Annotated in this window: 17 protein-coding genes and 1 pseudogene; 10 read left to right on the forward strand and 8 right to left on the reverse strand. The window is 68.8% G+C overall.

Features of this window, described 5'->3' with window-relative positions; all coding sequences use genetic code 11:
* The 8 genes and pseudogenes from ACFCZN_RS18695 to ACFCZN_RS18730 all read left to right on the forward strand — a co-directional run.
* Window positions 1-324: pseudogene (locus tag ACFCZN_RS18695) on the forward strand (hypothetical protein); the annotation flags it as partial.
* A 203-nt stretch (window positions 325-527) separates the two neighbouring features.
* Entirely contained in the window at window positions 528-1280 is a 753-nt protein-coding gene (locus ACFCZN_RS18700) for a hypothetical protein (RefSeq protein ID WP_430557731.1), read from the forward strand.
* A gap of 342 nt (window positions 1281-1622) precedes the next feature.
* A complete protein-coding gene (locus tag ACFCZN_RS18705; RefSeq protein WP_430557732.1) occupies window positions 1623-2675 on the forward strand; it encodes a helix-turn-helix domain-containing protein in 1053 nt (350 codons plus the stop codon).
* Between the two features lie 289 nt (window positions 2676-2964).
* A complete protein-coding gene (locus ACFCZN_RS18710; protein ID WP_430557733.1) occupies window positions 2965-3219 on the forward strand; it encodes a glutaredoxin domain-containing protein in 255 nt (84 codons plus the stop codon).
* A gap of 25 nt (window positions 3220-3244) precedes the next feature.
* Window positions 3245-4258 carry a toprim domain-containing protein gene (locus ACFCZN_RS18715; RefSeq protein WP_430557734.1) on the forward strand — a complete coding sequence of 338 codons (1014 nt, stop codon included), beginning with the start codon at window positions 3245-3247 and terminating at the stop codon, window positions 4256-4258.
* A 244-nt stretch (window positions 4259-4502) separates the two neighbouring features.
* On the forward strand, window positions 4503-5354 hold the full coding sequence (locus tag ACFCZN_RS18720; RefSeq protein WP_430557735.1) for a hypothetical protein: 852 nt from the start codon (window positions 4503-4505) through the stop codon (window positions 5352-5354).
* A gap of 138 nt (window positions 5355-5492) precedes the next feature.
* Complete coding sequence (locus ACFCZN_RS18725) at window positions 5493-5636, forward strand: hypothetical protein (protein WP_430557736.1); 144 nt, start codon at window positions 5493-5495, stop codon at window positions 5634-5636.
* A 183-nt stretch (window positions 5637-5819) separates the two neighbouring features.
* Window positions 5820-6755, forward strand: a complete 936-nt coding sequence (locus ACFCZN_RS18730; protein ID WP_430557737.1) for a hypothetical protein — start codon at window positions 5820-5822, stop codon at window positions 6753-6755.
* A 65-nt stretch (window positions 6756-6820) separates the two neighbouring features.
* Here ACFCZN_RS18730 and ACFCZN_RS18735 read toward each other — a convergent pair whose 3' ends face one another.
* The 3 genes from ACFCZN_RS18735 to ACFCZN_RS18745 all read right to left on the reverse strand — a co-directional run bounded on the left by ACFCZN_RS18735 (window position 6821) and on the right by ACFCZN_RS18745 (window position 9157).
* The gene (locus ACFCZN_RS18735) at window positions 6821-7483 is read right to left on the reverse strand and encodes a hypothetical protein (protein WP_430557738.1); all 663 of its coding nucleotides are present in this window, start codon (window positions 7481-7483) and stop codon (window positions 6821-6823) included.
* 207 nt (window positions 7484-7690) lie between these two features.
* Window positions 7691-8254: a recombinase family protein gene (locus ACFCZN_RS18740; RefSeq protein ID WP_430557739.1), complete on the reverse strand. Its 564-nt coding sequence runs from the start codon at window positions 8252-8254 to the stop codon at window positions 7691-7693.
* 186 nt (window positions 8255-8440) lie between these two features.
* Window positions 8441-9157 carry an HAD family hydrolase gene (locus ACFCZN_RS18745; protein WP_430557740.1) on the reverse strand — a complete coding sequence of 239 codons (717 nt, stop codon included), beginning with the start codon at window positions 9155-9157 and terminating at the stop codon, window positions 8441-8443.
* Window positions 9158-9415: 258 nt separating this feature from the next.
* Here ACFCZN_RS18745 and ACFCZN_RS18750 point away from each other — a divergent pair, with 258 nt between their 5' ends.
* Window positions 9416-9886, forward strand: a complete 471-nt coding sequence (locus tag ACFCZN_RS18750) for an NUDIX hydrolase (protein ID WP_430557741.1) — start codon at window positions 9416-9418, stop codon at window positions 9884-9886.
* 190 nt (window positions 9887-10076) lie between these two features.
* Here the strand turns inward: ACFCZN_RS18750 and ACFCZN_RS18755 are convergent, their stop codons facing one another.
* The 4 genes from ACFCZN_RS18755 to ACFCZN_RS18770 all read right to left on the reverse strand — a co-directional run bounded on the left by ACFCZN_RS18755 (window position 10077) and on the right by ACFCZN_RS18770 (window position 12502).
* Window positions 10077-10532: a hypothetical protein gene (locus ACFCZN_RS18755; protein WP_430557742.1), complete on the reverse strand. Its 456-nt coding sequence runs from the start codon at window positions 10530-10532 to the stop codon at window positions 10077-10079.
* A gap of 60 nt (window positions 10533-10592) precedes the next feature.
* Window positions 10593-11000 carry a hypothetical protein gene (locus ACFCZN_RS18760; protein ID WP_430557743.1) on the reverse strand — a complete coding sequence of 136 codons (408 nt, stop codon included), beginning with the start codon at window positions 10998-11000 and terminating at the stop codon, window positions 10593-10595.
* A gap of 193 nt (window positions 11001-11193) precedes the next feature.
* Window positions 11194-11676, reverse strand: a complete 483-nt coding sequence (locus tag ACFCZN_RS18765) for a hypothetical protein (protein ID WP_430557744.1) — start codon at window positions 11674-11676, stop codon at window positions 11194-11196.
* A gap of 16 nt (window positions 11677-11692) precedes the next feature.
* Window positions 11693-12502: a hypothetical protein gene (locus tag ACFCZN_RS18770; RefSeq protein ID WP_430557745.1), complete on the reverse strand. Its 810-nt coding sequence runs from the start codon at window positions 12500-12502 to the stop codon at window positions 11693-11695.
* Window positions 12503-12926: 424 nt separating this feature from the next.
* Here ACFCZN_RS18770 and ACFCZN_RS18775 point away from each other — a divergent pair, with 424 nt between their 5' ends.
* Complete coding sequence (locus tag ACFCZN_RS18775) at window positions 12927-13163, forward strand: helix-turn-helix domain-containing protein (protein ID WP_430557746.1); 237 nt, start codon at window positions 12927-12929, stop codon at window positions 13161-13163.
* Window positions 13164-13262: 99 nt separating this feature from the next.
* On the opposite strand, the gene ACFCZN_RS18780 is transcribed toward ACFCZN_RS18775, so the two are convergent.
* Window positions 13263-14570, reverse strand: coding sequence for an ATP-dependent DNA ligase (locus ACFCZN_RS18780; protein ID WP_430557747.1), 1308 nt, complete (start codon window positions 14568-14570; stop codon window positions 13263-13265).
* Window positions 14571-14647 lie beyond the last annotated feature (77 nt).

Raw genomic sequence — 14647 nt, forward strand, 5'->3', positions numbered from 1 at the left:
GTCTACGACCCCGACGCGGGATACCGGCCCGCGACCGAGCACGAGCAGGCACGGCGCCGACGTCGCCTCGAGCCGGCGATCGCCGAGGCCCGCGACAACCTCGCGCACTGGGAGGGCGTGCGCGCCCAGCAGATCGCCGACGGCGCCGTCACCGACTACGGGCCGCACAACGTCGCCAAGGGCGACGAGGTCAAGATCGGCCACTGGTGGCGCCGCGTCGCCCGAGCCAACGCCAAGTCCGTGAGCGTCGAGACCGACTACTCCTGGACCGACCGCGCCCCGTGGCACGAGGTCACCGACCACCGCGCAGCCCAGACCGCGTGACCAGGAGCCAGGGCGGGCCACGACCGGCCCGCCCTGGCCCAGCCCGCACCGACACGAGGAGAACCGCCATGACGACCGCCACCGCACCCCGAACCCGTAGGCTCACCCGTACCCGCCGCGCCGCCGTGGGGGACTTGCCGCCCCCCACACCCCCCGCCTCTGGCGGGGCGTGCCGCCGCCTGCACCCTCGAGGTTCACAGCCCATGACGACCCGCCGGCTCGACGAGCTCCCCGCCGAGCACGCCGCACCCATCCTCGAGCTGCTCGATCAGGTACGCGCGGCCGCGGCCGCGCCCGAAGGGGCCGAAGACGCCTGGGCCGCCGCGGAGGCCGGCCAGGCCCGCATCCGCACCGGGCACAAGGCCGCCCGCCGCACCCTGTCCGCCGGGCAGTGCGCCGCACACGCGCTGCGGCTCACCGCGGCCCACGGTCTGGCCCAGGCTGGCCCGGACCGCGAGGGAGCGTCCGAGCCGTGGACCGCGGCCCTGGCCCGGGCCGCCGGACCGATCGGCTCATGGGACTGGGACGAGCGCATGCAGGGCGCGCTCGACCTGCGCCGCACGTTCAAGGACCTGCCCGAGCCGCTGCCCGCCACCGTGCGCCCCGTGCGGGCCATCGCCGCGTGGCTCACCCACGCCGGCGGCGCCGGCCTCATCGCGCCCACCGCGCGCGTGGCCGCGCTCGTCCTCGACGACCGCCCGCCGGCGGAGGTCCTGGCCGCGAGCTGGTACGCCACCCACGGCCCCCGGCTTCTCGCCGAGCTCACGAGTCAGGGTGGGCCGACCCGAGGTGCCGCCGACGCCGACGAGGCCCGACGCCGCGACGTCCTACGGACCGCCGTTCGCGGCGTTCACGCCGCGCGCATCATGAGCAAGACCGACCTCGCCGCGGCAGCCGGTATCACCCGCCGCACCCTCGACGCCTGGACCGCCCCGACCTACGCCGGCACGCGCTGAGCTTCAGCGCGAGCCGCGCGGCCGGCCAGGGCCACGGCGCCGCGCCTCGATCCCTTCCAGGCTAGACGCGGACCACACCGGCCCACCGTTGAGCTCCCCGACGGGTGCCGGGAGCCAGTCCGCGCCGCGAAGGCGCGCGTTGCGCAACGACGTACGGGCCAGCCCGAGGCGCTGAGCTAGGCGGGCCACGTCGTAGAGGTCGCCAGGGCCCGGGCCCGGGTCGACGCCCGCAACAGCCGGCGACGCGACGTCATCTGACCTGGTCATCCACCCACAATATCAGTGCGCATGCGCCCCCATTCTGTTAAACTAGGCGCAGACGCCCTAATTATGGAGGTTCTTGTGAGCCAGACCGACCCCCCGGCCGGGCACCGCCGACTCCCGATCGTCGCCGTCGTCGCAGCCGCCGCGATCGCGACCGCGCTGGCCTACCGCGGCATGGTTCTGTTCGGCCTCGAGGTCGCCGGCATGGTGCCCGCGGAGGCCTACCTGCTGGCCGGATTCCTTGAGGTCTCCCTGATCGCCGTCGCGCTGATGGCACGTAGTGCGGCTCTCGACGGCCGCCCCTACGGCGTCCTGCTGACGCTCACCTGGATCCTGTCGGGCACGTCCGGCGTGTTCGCCGCGCTGCACGAGGTCGCCGTCATGAACGGCTCCACCCCTTACATGGTGGTGTTCCGGTTCGTGCCGCCCCTGGTCGCCGCGCTGATGTGGCACCTCGCGCTGGTGGGGGAGCGGCACCTGGTCACCGGGAACACCCTCGACGAGCGGCGCCGTGAGCGCCGCGTGCACCGCTTCATCGTCAGCGCCGAGCGGTGGCGCGACGCCCGCCGTGACGACGCCGGCGGCCGCGCGGACGCCCGGCGGGTGCGCGCCGCGCACCGCCGCCAGCAGGCCGCGCGCGATCGCGCGCTGAAGCTGCTCACTGTCGAGGAGTTCGACGCGCGCACGCGAGCCTGGGTCGACCGCTTCGAGGCAGCCGCCCGACACGGAGAACGGCTCGACGCCCTCGGCGCATCGGCGTCCGCACGCCGCGGCGTGCGCCGCGGCGGGCACGACGTCGATGACGCGCCGACGTCGACCCCGGCGCTCGTCGAGACGGATGAGCCCGCGGCGGCAGGCGTGGAAGAGCCGCAGCCCGTGGCCGCGTCGCCGGACCCGTGGCCGGTGGCGGTCGTCGAGACCGCCGTTCCGGCACCCGAGGTCGCCGCCCAGCAGTTCGCTCGCGACGAGCAGGCCGTCGTCATTCTCGAGCTGCACCGTGAGGGGCTGTCCGAGCGGGCCATCGCCGATCGTGTCCCATGGTCGCGATCGACCGTCAACCGCGTCCTGAAGAAGCACGGTGCCCGGTCCGACGCGCAGCCGCCGAGCTTGCTCGAGGCCGTACAGGCATGAACCCTGGGCTGGCGCCCCTGCGGGGCGGCGAGGACCGCGCGGGCTGCGCCCGCACCAGTGGGGCTCGTTCCTGCCGCTCCATCATGGCCGCCGCGCCCGGCGTGCAAGCGGGCCACCAACACCGCGTGGCCCACCGGCTCCGCCAGAACTCCCGCGGCCGCGTCGCTGCGCTCCTTACCTCGACCGAGAACTTCTTCCCCCACCGCCCTCCGGGTTGACACACCGGCCGCTCCGGCGGCCCTGGCTCCGCTATCAGGAACGATCCCACCGAGTGAGCGAGGAGGGCGTCATGCTCAGCGTCACCGTCTACAGCACCGGGCCAGCGTGCATCCGCTGCAAGATGACCAAGGACAAGCTCGAGGCCAAGGGCGTACACGTCGACGTCGTCGAGCTGGCTGAGAACCCCGCCGCACGCGAGTACGTCACCGAGGAGCTCGGGTACTCCGAGGCCCCCGTGGTCGTTGTCGAGGACGGCACCGGGCAGGATCACTGGAGCGGCTTTCGACCCGAACAGATCAACCGCGTCGCGGCCGCGGCCGCGTGACCGAGCAGCAGGGGAGGAGGAGACCATGACCACCACCGCAGAGCGCATCATCGCCGCGAACGCCGCCGCCTGGGCCTACTGGCGCTGGCACGCCACCCAGCCGGGAGAGTGGGTCACCGGATACCTCGCCTCCCGCGGCCTGCGCGGCACGGTCGCCGGCCAGGCGCCCGCCGGCTGGGCACGGCTCGTGCCCACGCTGCGCCGGCGAGGCTTCACCGACACCGAGCTCCTGGACGCCGGCCTCGCCCTCGAGGCCAAGAACGGGGGAGTGGGCGACGCCTTCCGCGACCGACTGGTCCTGCCCATCCGTGACACCAGCGACCGCATCATCGGGTTCACCGCCCGGCGCAACCCCGCCACCGACGACGACCCCGACGCGCCGCCGAAGTACCTCAACACCACCAGCACCCCGGTCTACAACAAGTCCCGTGCCCTGTACGGGCTCGACGCCGACGCCGCGGCCCGGATCGCCCGAGGCGGCATCCCCGTACTCGTCGAGGGCGCCCTCGACGCCGAAGCCGTACGCCGCGCCGGCAACGACCTCATCCCGCTCGCGTTGTGCGGAACCGCAGTCACCGCCGGCCACCTGCAGCACCTGCGCAACATCGACCCCGCCGCCGTCGGCCGGCTCATCAACGCCACCGACGCCGACACCGCCGGACAAGGCGCCATCTGCCGACTCTGGAACCTCCTGACACCCGACGAGGCCACGACCGTGCGGGCCGCCATCCTCGAGCCCGGAACCGACCCCGCAGACCTCGTGCGGGCCGGCCATCGCACCCAGCTCCGCGGAGTCCTCGTCGACGACGCCCGTCCGATCATCCAGGCCGCGATCGACGCCACCCTCACCCGGTACGACCTCGAGCACGTCGAAGGCGCCCTCGCCGGCCTGCGGCACATCGCCGAAGCGATCCGAGGTACCTCCCCTGCGGTCCTCGCCCAGGCAACGGGACACCTCACCAAACGCCTCGCGGCCACCACCGATCACGACGTCGTGGTCTCGGAGATCGTTGGTGCCGCCGCTCGCCGCCGGGCCTGAGGGCAGGGCTCGCGTCAACCCGGTATTTCGCAGGAACTTGCGTCCATCTACGCGCGCCCATGGGACGCGGCGACGACGCTCGGGGTCAGCACGCACCCCCCGCACCCCCCCTCAACATGGCTCGCATGGCCTCGCATGGTCTCGCACGTAGCATCGCCATGAACTCGCACACTGGCACCTGAGAGCGTCAGTTCGGTACGCACGGCAACGCGGTTGTGCGCACCTCGCCAGGTAGTCTGGGCGCATGACGATGAACGATCAGACCCCAGCCACAGGCGAACGAGACCCCTTCGAGGGCCTCGAGGACGAAGCCGCTCCGGATGCCGCGTACACGCGGGAGACGCTCCTTCGAGCCGCCAAGCGCGGCTACGTGCGGATCCGCAGGGACTTCGTGCAGCGCGAGGAGAGGCCCCGCGCGTCGGTCCTGGCCGATCTGGTGACCGGGCGCAAGGAGCGTGCGCTCGACCTCCTGCTCACGATCCATGCCCTGCAGCCGATCCTCGACGGGGAGGCGCTGCCCATCCAGACCTGGGCGCTGCTCCTCGGCGATGGCGTCAAGCCGCGCGTGGCCAACGCGGCGCTCAAGACTCTCCAGGAGATGAACCTCCTCGAGATCTCGGGGAAACGCGGAATGCCGATGATCACGCTCAAGCGCGAGAACGGCGACGGCGAACCGTGGACGAACGCGCCGCCGAGCGATCCGGCAGCTCGTGGCCGAGGATTCTTCGCGCTGCCGTTCGAGTACTGGACGGACGGGACGATCGACAAGCTCTCGCTCCCGGGCAAGGCAATGCTCCTGGTGATCCTGCGAGACACCCAGGACCCCAACGGCGCCCGCTCCTTCGTGATGGCTCACGAGCGGGCGCAGGAGTTCTACGGCTTCAGCGAGCGGACCGCGGAGCGCGGCTACTACGAGCTGCGCCGACAGAACCTCATGGTCGAGCACCGTCGGCTCGTGCGCGCGCCCAAGCATCCCCTCGGGCAACGCGAGGAGTGGCACCGCGCACTGGTCAATCCGTACAGCACCGACAACCGCGAGGCGCTACGCGTGGCGGCCGCCGCGGCGGCGAAGGCGGCAGGGGGCGACGCAACGTGACCACGTCGTGTTGGGTCGCACCCCCTCAGCAGGGCGGGGGGCCGCGACCCCGCGCCCAGCAAGGACTTCCCGGCACCACTGTCGGGGAGCTCCGCCAAGCGGCGGAGCAGCAACACCAACATGAGAAGAGGTGATCGCTTGGGTAGCGGTAAGCGCGCGCACAAGCAGACCAAGAGGACGAAGAAGAGCGGCACCAGCCCGGCAGGTTGGAAGGCAACCGTCACCTGGCTGATGCCGCTCATTCGAGAACTGATCCTGCTGCTGATTCGTGACCTCAGCTGAGGCACCACGCGACCTCTCCTGGAGGCCGCAACCGGGGTGCCCCTCGTGCCAGCGAGGGGCGCTCCATCCCCGTCGACGGTAGTTCTCGGCGCGGCACCGTCGCAAGTTCACCCGGGACCGTGTGCCGACGGCGACGAGGGGGAGTGGTAGAACGAGAGCTCGTCAAGGTCGAAGGATGGTCGGATGTACGAACTCACGGTGCACGGCACGCCTCCCGGGGCCGAGGCCGAGGAGGCCGCGCAGCGCGGGCTGAACCGGATAGGAGCCCCCCAGGGAATCACCGTGATGTTCTCCGACAATTTCGTTGCCGAAGTCCGCCGACAGACCGGCAACCCTGGCTACGGAGGCGACCGCGGCGCCGGCGTGGTCGCCGCGAAAACCATCAAGCGCCCCGAGCAGGGCTCACTGATAATCGTGAACAGCTCGGAGACGCGACGCCTGGACGTCCCCGAACTTGAACGTCTGCTCGCTCATGAAGGAGGGCATGCGCTGCTCCACGAGCGCGGCGACCATGTCGCCTCCCAGCACCGGAGCCTTGTCGACTACGAATGGCAGTGGATCATGCTCTGTCTCGGTGGCCTGGCCATCGAGGAGTACCGGATCGAAGGCGCACTCCAGGCCATCGGCTACGACCCAGGCGGAACCGTCCAGGGAAACGAGCACCTCGAGGACAGTCTCGTCCACCTCAACGCAGAGGTGATCTGGTCCCTGATCGATCCCGACGACACGAGTCCAGCGACCATGAGCCGCCGGGTGATGACAGCACAAGACGTCTTCACCAAGATCCTTGCCTACATGGCTCCCTACGCCGGCCACGACGATGCAGCGGACCCCGCGACCCTCACGCCCGCTGGGGCACGGCACTGGCGTGACTATGTCGGCCCTCTGTGGCAGGAACGTCGGAAGGTCTACCAGCGCATCCCTGACGTCCGGACAGGCATCTCGGCCGAGGACTACACCGCGGTCCTCCGAGACGGGTACGCCTTGGAGATGAAGCAGCTACACAGGATCGGGTTCGAACCAAAGGGAACCGACGAAAGGCCAGAGTTCTGGCGCGTCGCGACGGATGCCCGATGTACGGAACGACATGAGGCCGCCACCCACGATGCCGGGAGCTGACCAGCGGTTGGGCTGGTAGGTGTGCATCGAGGGTGGCAGTCCCCAGACCTTTTCGACCGTAATGGCTATGAACTGCCGAGCTTGTAGGCGAGGGTCGCGACCGCGACGAGGACCGCGCCCACCGCGCCTAGCGCCCCCCAGAGCTGCGGAACAGTTAGCGCGCCCAGCAATTGCTTTACCGTGACGTCGGCTGGGTCGACAGGAACGGATGGCTTATCCGGGTTCGACGAGCGACCTTCGGCATGTGCCTTTACCTGAGTCGCCCAATCTGCGAGGACTCCGCGGAATTCGGTCGTCGCGAGCGCGTCGGTAGTCAGGCTCACCCGCTGGACATACCAGTCGTAGCGGCTCTCGAGCAGCCCTTCGTCGCGAAGCCCGTCTTCGACGACCACGAGCAGCGGCAGGCCGCGGCTATAGCTCATCGCCGCTTCGATCTGATTCCAGACCGTGGGCAGCTGCACGTTCTCCTCGCGGAGTTCGGCCTCGGAACCAGGGCGGTCAACGAAGGTCGTCGATAGTGTGCGCCCATATGCGAGGACGACGGTGCCGTCGCATCGGTCGAGAACCTCGGCAATCCGCCGCAGTGGTGTACTTGCCGAGAAGTCGTTCCTACCAACGGTTCGTGGTGCGAGATCTTGCGAACGAAGCGTGCTCTCAAGCAACCCGATGAATCGCTCCTGATCGGGGGTAAAGGCTCGCCCAACGCTCAGGAAGACATCTACGGCCATATGTACCCCCCAGGCTGGACCACTACCGCGTCGCACCCAACAGTCTTGCACTCCTGATTGAAAGAAAGACAGCACCGACACACCGTCGCCTAGGGGCTCGACGTCGCGTCCGCCGACCCAGGTACCTGGTGGAGGTGCGTGCTCGCTAGGTACGAGTCCTGGGCAGGCTACGCCTCGCGCAGCAGCTCAGCGACGGATGCTCAAGGTTCACACGTGGCCGGCGAGGTGCCGACGGACCGTAGATACCGATACTCCGAGCGCCCGCGCGACGGCGGCAACTGACTGGCCGCCGGCGACGGATGCTCGCGCCGTGGCGAGTCGTTCCGGCGACATGACGGTCGGACGCCCGCCGACACGTCCGCGCGAGCGCGCGGCCGCCAGCCCATCGAGAGTGCGTTCGCGGATCAGGTCGGCCTCCATCTGGGCGAGGGCGGCCAGCGTGTGCACCATGAACCGGCCCGCCGACGTGCTGGTGTCGATCTGCTCGGACAGTGACCGGAGGGCGACGTCGCGGCGCTCCAGCTCGTCGACCACGCGCACCAGGTGGGACACACTTCGCCCAAGGCGGTCGAGCTTCATCACGACGACGGAGTCGCCGGCGTCGACCTCTGCCAGCAGCGCGGCAAGGACCGGCCGGTCATCGCGCCGGCCGGACGCGGTCTCGACCCGAAGATGCCGCCCATCGACGCCAGCGGCGAGGAGCGCGTCGCGCTGTGCGTCGAGGTTCTGCGTCGACGTCGAGACGCGCGCGTAGCCGAAGGTGATCGCCATGGCGCGACCGTAGCGAAAACCCCGCCGGAGGTTCTGAACCGGCGGGGGTTTTGATATGGGTTTTTGAGCGGCGTGTCGACGGCGCGTCGAGGGCCCGGGCCGGGCGTGTCAGAAACGGTCGGTTTTGAAGGGCGACCCTTGCACCCGACTCGATGGTGTGTCGACGGTGCGTGCGCCGTGTTCGCACTAGTTGCCGATCCTCTCGACGAGCTCGTCGAGGGTTGAGATCGTGAGATCGGGGGTAGGGCCGTCGGGCGCCGCGGACCGGCCCCGGCGGTCGATCCACACGGCGGACACACCAGCTGCACGGGCACCGGCGACGTCGGTGCTCAGGCTGTCGCCGACGTGCCAGAGGCGTGTTCGGTCCACGCGCAGCGCGGCGCAGGCGATATCGAAGAGCGCGGGGTCCGGCTTGGCTCGTCCGTGTTCAGCGGAGACGACCACCTGGTGGGGAGGGACATCGATGGCCGCCGCCGTGACGAGGTCTCTCTGTGACACCGCTCCGTTGGTGACGATCCCGACGGGGACTTGGCGGTCACTCAGTGCGGCGAGAAGCGCGGGGGCATCTCCATAGCAGCGTGCGGCCGCGAGTACGGCCGCACCGTGAACGGACGCGAGTGCCGGTGCAAGGGTCGTTGGGGCGCCCACAAGCGAGAGGGTGTCGGCGTAGATCATCGCTGTCAGGTCGGCATCTTGCACCCTTCCCAGGACCCAGTCCTGACCCCTCGTCGACCAGATCCGGTTTGCAGCAGTCTGGTTTGCGCTCCGCCATCGTTCCTCGTCGCCATTGAAAGACTCACGAGCGAGGAGCCACGCTGCGGAGATTCCCGCGTCGAGGCCCACCTGAGTGTCGAGCAGGGTCTCATCTAGGTCGAGCAGCACCGCCGACGGAGTAGGGAGCACGAGCACACCGTACCGGCGCCTAGGCACCACTGGTCGATTGTGCGAAGCCCCGTCGACCTCGCCGGTCGCGGTCTGCGGGGTCGGGTTTCGAAACATCCAGAACCCGATTCTGGCGCGCTTCAGAATCGGTCAGTCTTGGAGCGGGCCGCCCTGTTGTGGGGTTCCGCAAGATTGGCGCGGAGCAGCTGCTGACGCGGTCGGCGACCTGCTCCGAAGAGCCCATAAGGTCGGACGGTGGCTGAACCTTGGGAGACGACCGTGACAGCGTTCGCGATGACGCGCATGGATCGGAAGTGGCTGATGATTCGGCACGAACGGCTGGGCGTCACGAGTTGGGAGCTGCCGGGCGGTCACGTTGAACGTGGCGAGACGCTCGAAGAGGCTGCGGCGCGCGAGACGGTTGAAGAGACCGGGATTGCTGTTGAGGTTGGTCGGTTGGTCGCCACCTGCGTTCACGAGTGGCACGAACGGCGACGGCGCAAGCTGGTCTGTTTCTTCGACGCGGTGACCGCCGGCAGCGACGAGCCCCGGGCCCCAGCGAATGAGCCGGGTGTCCTGGAGGCGGCATGGGTCGACCCCTTCGCGCTGGACACCGTGAGTCCGTTCATCGTGCCGTTGATCGAGCAGCAGATCGTCGGCTGGCCCAACGTTCCGATCTCTTTCGTGATGACACATCGCATCAACGGTGACGGGCTCTGGGAGCCGGCTCCGGTGGTCGCTGAGGCCTGAAGACGCACGAGTCGCGGTGATCGGGCACTCCGCAGACGTCAGCCTCGCCGCGGTCGCGGCAGTCGTCACCCAGGGGTTTCGAAACGTCCAGAACTCGCTTCTGGTGCGAACCACAATCGGTCGGTTCTGAACTGACGCGGGCGCGGGCGACGTTTCACCCGGCTCGTCGGATCCGGCTCGGGGGCAGCAGCTACAGGCCGCGAATCTCGGTATCGGCGAGGCCGTGCTCGTTCGCTGGCCGGGACAAGGAACGCACGGCGGCCGTGGCGGGAAGCACGGCGACCAGGAGGACCAACGGGCCGAACGGAAACACCGCGCCAGCGACCACCATGGCCATGAGGCAGGCAGCAATGACAGCTGCGAACATGAGACGCCATCTGCCGGCGCGTACCCCGGCCACGGTGGCGAGCACGATGGCGATCAGCGCGATGACTAGTGCGGCCCACGCCGTCCCGGACTCGAAGACACCACCGGACCGGTACGCCTCGAAGTCATCAACCTGGTTGCGCGCGTAGGCGAGATCCTCAAGCCGGAAGGTGTCGCGCCATGCGAGGACGTTCTCGCACATCAACCACGTTCCGGCCATGACAGCGACGATCACGGCACCTGTCCCCACGGCGGCCCACCGCTCGTGCTTCGCGTCCATGCTCGTCCCCATCTCTCGCGGTGGATCCGAATACTCGCACGGGCGGCCCGGCCGCTGTCGTCAGGTTGTGGGATGAAACGAGGTCGACGCGGTCGGGTCGTGGGGCACGACGACGATCTGAACATCGTCCTCGTAGATCACGCGGCCCGGGTCGTCCGACTCGATCCGGACACATTCCACGCCGTGCGCGCTGAGGATCGCGAGGTATGGCGGCACACGATCGAGGAGGTGGGTAGCCGACTCCTTGAACCACGCCGTGGCGCGCGGGTGCGCGGTCTCGTCGTAGACGGAGGGGTCGGTGTCCATCGGATCCGGATAGGCCGCGTTGTACCAGTCGTTCCCGGCCCGCCACGTCGCGTGTTCCTCGGGCGTCAGGTGCCCGGCACGTCCGAGGAGGTTGGTAAGCCCGAAGACGCCGGTGTGTACACCGCGCTTGCCCGGGAGTGGCGACTGGAAGCGGACGAACATGACCGCAATCTCACCACGAGCTGCGCCTCACCGAGCTGCCGTCCGCCCTGCCGCCATGGCCGCCCCCGTCGGGTTTTGAAGCATCCAGAACCCGATTCTGGCGCGGCTCAGAATCGGTCGGTTATGAGACAGGCGGCCGGGGCGGCGACGTACCGGTACCCGGGCAGGGTCGTACGGCCCTGCCCGTGCTCGGCTACCGGTTTTGTACGCTGTTCCAAGCGGTTCCGAGCGTCATTTCCGCGGTCGCCGCATCCCCCTTCAGTGCACCCGAATACATCGCCAACATGGCAGAACGTTCACGCTCAGTCGCACCTACGTCATTGAGATACTGATCAATTGAGTCGTGGGTATGGACCGTGAGATTCGCCCGCGCCTTAACTTCAGGCCGCGCATTTCTGTTTGCGGCTACCAGTGATTCAATGCTTGGGTCGACCTCGATCAAGCGTTCGAGCTGATCCGACGTAAGAGCATAGTTGAGGGCAAGGGATTCGCGCACGTCACGGGGTCCTGCTTCGATGAGCAGTCGCACTGTCTCGCCGCCGATGTCCTGCTGGCCTGCGAGCTGCCACCGCTCCTCTTGGGTCCCGTTCCGGGCAATCTCCGCGTGCTCGCGGGGAGGTCGATGGGCCGGGGCCCGCCAACCTCCCCGCGAGTGCGAGTGGTGCGATTCACTCATGTGACCACTATAGCGGTCACGGGAAGCGGCAACCCCATCCGCCCCCATTCGGGTCACCGCAAGTCGCAGTCTGACCCGTGCTATACATCGCCTGAGCTACGCCGGCAGGGTCAACGATTGTGATCGTGTACTGAGCCTGGAACCTCTTTCCAGTGAGCGAAAGGTGGGGCGAGTTCCAGTGTATTCCCGTGCCCGGGTTCCAGTGGATGCGGCGGCTTGAGTGGATCTGAGAGCCCGAGCTGTAGACCACGGAGTCCAGGTCCAGGCCGTTGAGGTTCGTCCCTACTCTGGTGATGTTTACACTGGTGCGCGTCCCTTCAGCGCCAGGGTCTGTCGTGAGCCGAAAGTTCATCGTCGAGTCAATCTCGCACCCAATCGGACCGAGGTCACACGTCTCGTAGACGTACCGGTCCGAGTAGACCCATGACTTATTGTTGTTCGCCGCCGCACCAGCCACCGGCGCGGTAGGTCCAAGCAACGATTGGAGTGGTGCAGGTCCAGTCGACACCCAACCGTTAGTGGGCATCGAGCGGGCAGTCTCGCTTGTCAGCACGCTAGAGGGAATGGGTGTCCTGTTCTCCGCGGCTTTGGCGGCAGCCAAGAGCAAGTCCTGAGCCCGCATGTCCGAGAGGGACTCGAGGCCCGGAAGCCCGGAAGCATCCGGGTCCTTGGCTGCTTCAGTCAGTAGTGCAGCAACGTCGTCGACGGCGTTGTCCCTCCGCATGTCCTCGAACACGTCTTCGAAGTTCTGACTCTCGAAGTACCCAAAGGAAACGCTGCCATCGGCGGGGGGCGGCGTCTCGTCGTCGGCCTGAGCGCTGGTCACCCAGGTCCCAGAAAGACCGACGGAAAGCACGCCTGCAGCGGCGATGGATCGGAAAGTGCGTCTTTGCATAGCTCTCCTCAGTGACGAGCGTCCCTCGCAGACGCTCAGATGGTTGCCCCCTGCAAGCAGGGACGCTAGAGCAGTGGGAACGCTTCCGCCACAGGAGTCAGCGGCTAGGAATGTCGTGTATGCGCGGTTCGGGGAGCAGTGCCCGCGATGTTTGGGCTGGCCCAGCACCCACGGGTAGGACATGAGTCAGAAACCCCTCCTGAGAGGCCAAGATGGTCGACCGATAACCCGGATTATGTCCGATAGAGGCTGTTTGTCCGCTTTCCGGTGTTCAAGGTAGGCACCGCACCCAAGTCAGATGGTGGCCTGTGGACAGGCGGGTCGCTCGCCTCTCCGGCGCTGGGAAGATGGCGGCATGACGACCTCGCCCCGCTTCTTATCCGTGAAGGACGTCGCCGACGAGCTCGCGATCACCGAGACCGCGGTGTACACGCTGCTCAAGACGGGCGAGGTGCCGGCGATTCAGGTCGGGCCGAAGCGGGTGTGGCGGATCGAGCGAGCGAAGCTCGAGGACTACATCGAGCGGCAGTACGCGGCCGCGCGTGACGCGATCGCGAAGGGGCAGGTCTCGCCCGAGGACGGCGAGGAGTAGGTCAGCCGCGCGCTGCGCGGGCGCGCTTCGCGGCCGAGGCCTGGTCGAGCCGGCAGCGGCGGTGATGTCCAAGCCCTCTGCACGCGTCGAGCGTAGGCGTCAGGCGCCGGTGACCCGGATCGTGATGAGTCGCTCCCCGTCCTTGAGCTCATCGTCGAGCAGCGCGCGCCCGGCCTCGTACGTCGCGGCCTCGACCTCGACCTCGCGCACCTGGGTCTCGTGCGTGCCCGAGTTGTCGGGCGGGATGGTCTCGACGTGCGCGCGCAGGATCACGACCGGAGCGTAGACCGCGACGGCGACGCCTACGGGCGTTCCAGGGCGGTAGGCACTGTGACGCCGGCGACCTCGGCGTCCGGGCGAACGCGCGTCACCCCGGAGCGGGTGGCGGAAGGAGCGACCGGACCACGCAGCGTCGGCGCTGACCTCGACGACGAGCGGCTCGACGAGCGTCAGGTCGACCGGCCCGCGGTCGTTCCCGAAGCGCCCGAACGCTCCGGGGCTGACCTGCTCGGGCCAAGGGTGCGGCCCGGCCGGAGGGCGCACGTGCTCAGCGAGGGCCCGCCGGATGACCGAGCTCAGCGGCGTGGAGCGTCCCACAATGCGCAGCTCGGCGTCGATGGGCAGGCCGGCGACGACCTGCTGCGGCGCGCTACGCGGGCCGATCACCGCAGCGCAGACGACGTCGAGGGCCGAGCGGTACTTGACCTTGAGCCAATCGCGCTGCCCGCCGCGGTATGTCTGCCCGGCGCCCTTGACGACCAGACCCTCGACGCCGGCCACGACGTAGGTCTCGAACCACTCACGCGCCTCGTCGACGTCGGCCGTGACGGGCGAGAGGTTCAGCGGCGGCCGCCACAGGGCGGCCAGGTCCTCGAGCAGCGCCCGGCGCAGCGACAGCGGCATGCCGCGTACGTCGTCACTACCGGTCGCCAGCACGTCGAACACCGCGGCGGACGCCGGGTGCGTGCGCGCGTGCTGGGCGGCCGCGCGCGGGCCGCGGCCCATGCGCTCCTGCAGCGCGCCGAAGTCGAGCCGTCCTGCCGTCCAGACGACCAGCTCGGCGTCGAGCACCGTCCCGGACGCGAGTTGGTCGGCGGCCGCCGCGGTGACCTCCGGGAACGTGGCTGTGAGGTCGGTGCCGCGGCGCGACCACAGGCTCACCCGGGCACCGTCGCGCGCGATCACGCACCGGCGCGTTGACTGAACTCCCCTTGACTGCCAACGTGAGCGCGCCCCTGCATGCGCTATGGCGTGCAGGGGCGCGGTCCTCGATCTTGCTGGGGTCAGTGGTCTGCTGGCTGTCTCCGATTCAGCAGGCGGGAGCCAACGTCGGACAAGATGCCGAGGGCAGCGCCCACGAGCGCGGTGCGAAGCCAGAGAGGCGAGTCCGGCAGCGCCGACAGGCATGCAAGCGCAAGCAGCCCGATCGCGGCAATGACCTGCCAAACCCGTCCGGCCCTGAGTGCCAGCAGCATGAGGACAGC

It is taken from the genome of Isoptericola sp. NPDC056134 (assembly GCF_042264825.1).
In the GTDB taxonomy this organism is placed as follows: Bacteria; Actinomycetota; Actinomycetes; order Actinomycetales; family Cellulomonadaceae; genus Isoptericola; species Isoptericola nanjingensis.

What these genes read in the sequence shown, in the direction of transcription:
- ACFCZN_RS18755 (WP_430557742.1), bottom strand. Translation starts at nt 10,532, where the DNA reads ATGGACGCGAAGCACGAGCGGTGGGCCGCCGTGGGGACAGGTGCCGTG.
- ACFCZN_RS18775 (WP_430557746.1), top strand. Translation starts at nt 12,927, where the DNA reads ATGACGACCTCGCCCCGCTTCTTATCCGTGAAGGACGTCGCCGACGAG.
- ACFCZN_RS18715 (WP_430557734.1), top strand. Translation starts at nt 3,245, where the DNA reads ATGACCACCACCGCAGAGCGCATCATCGCCGCGAACGCCGCCGCCTGG.
- ACFCZN_RS18735 (WP_430557738.1), bottom strand. Translation starts at nt 7,483, where the DNA reads ATGGCCGTAGATGTCTTCCTGAGCGTTGGGCGAGCCTTTACCCCCGAT.
- ACFCZN_RS18700 (WP_430557731.1), top strand. Translation starts at nt 528, where the DNA reads ATGACGACCCGCCGGCTCGACGAGCTCCCCGCCGAGCACGCCGCACCC.
- ACFCZN_RS18710 (WP_430557733.1), top strand. Translation starts at nt 2,965, where the DNA reads ATGCTCAGCGTCACCGTCTACAGCACCGGGCCAGCGTGCATCCGCTGC.
- ACFCZN_RS18740 (WP_430557739.1), bottom strand. Translation starts at nt 8,254, where the DNA reads ATGGCGATCACCTTCGGCTACGCGCGCGTCTCGACGTCGACGCAGAAC.
- ACFCZN_RS18720 (WP_430557735.1), top strand. Translation starts at nt 4,503, where the DNA reads ATGACGATGAACGATCAGACCCCAGCCACAGGCGAACGAGACCCCTTC.
- ACFCZN_RS18765 (WP_430557744.1), bottom strand. Translation starts at nt 11,676, where the DNA reads ATGAGTGAATCGCACCACTCGCACTCGCGGGGAGGTTGGCGGGCCCCG.
- ACFCZN_RS18780 (WP_430557747.1), bottom strand. Translation starts at nt 14,570, where the DNA reads ATGCCTGTCGGCGCTGCCGGACTCGCCTCTCTGGCTTCGCACCGCGCT.
- ACFCZN_RS18760 (WP_430557743.1), bottom strand. Translation starts at nt 11,000, where the DNA reads ATGTTCGTCCGCTTCCAGTCGCCACTCCCGGGCAAGCGCGGTGTACAC.
- ACFCZN_RS18730 (WP_430557737.1), top strand. Translation starts at nt 5,820, where the DNA reads ATGTACGAACTCACGGTGCACGGCACGCCTCCCGGGGCCGAGGCCGAG.